At 70.8% G+C, this 686-nt stretch carries 1 protein-coding gene; it reads left to right on the top strand.

The window, feature by feature from the left end; translation table 11 throughout:
* Positions 1-663: 6-phosphogluconolactonase (gene pgl, locus I5E_RS19500; protein ID WP_022908464.1), on the top strand; the 663-nt coding region annotated here is incomplete at its 5' end.
* Between the last annotated feature and the right edge of the window lie 23 nt (positions 664-686).

Raw genomic sequence — 686 nt, 5'->3', positions numbered from 1 at the left:
CGCGCGGACATCGCCATCAGCGGTGGCTCGGTCTCGTCGCTCGTCCTCGCAGCGATCGGCCAGTCGCCGGCGCGTGAGAGCGTCGACTGGTCGAAGGTGCACGTGTGGTGGGTCGACGAGCGCTGGGTACCGGCGGGTGACGCCGATCGCAACATCACCGGCACGCAGACGGACTTCTTCGACCACGTCGACATCCCGGCGTCGAACATCCACCCGATCGCCGCCTCCGACGAGGGACTCTCGATCGAGGACGCGGCGACGCGCTACGAGCAGGAACTGCACGCCGCCGCGCCGGACGACGCGATCGCGCCCCGGTTCGACATCACGCTCCTCGGCGTCGGCCCCGACGGCCACACCGCCTCGCTCTTCCCGGAGTTCCCGCAGCTCACCGTCACCGACCGCGTCGTGCTGCCGGTCGACGACTCCCCCAAGCCGCCGCCGCAGCGCCTGACCCTCACCTACCCGGCGATCAACGCGTCGCAGCGGGTCTGGGTCATCCTGTCCGGAGCCGAGAAGGCCTCGGTCCTCGGGCTCGCGCTCGCGGGTGCCTCGGTCGACGAGGTCCCGGTCGGTGGCGTGCAGGGTCGCAAGCGCACGGTGTTCTTCGTGGACCAGGACGCCGCTCGCGACGTCCCCGAGAACCTCATCGCGTCGACGTACTAGACGCGGTCCCCTGACGGACGGGA

Origin of the sequence: Curtobacterium sp. B18, assembly GCF_000333375.1 — a bacterium.
GTDB lineage: Bacteria > Actinomycetota > Actinomycetes > Actinomycetales > Microbacteriaceae > Curtobacterium.
Note: the sequence above shows the minus strand (reverse complement) of the source record. Positions and strands in the feature narration are given on the sequence as shown.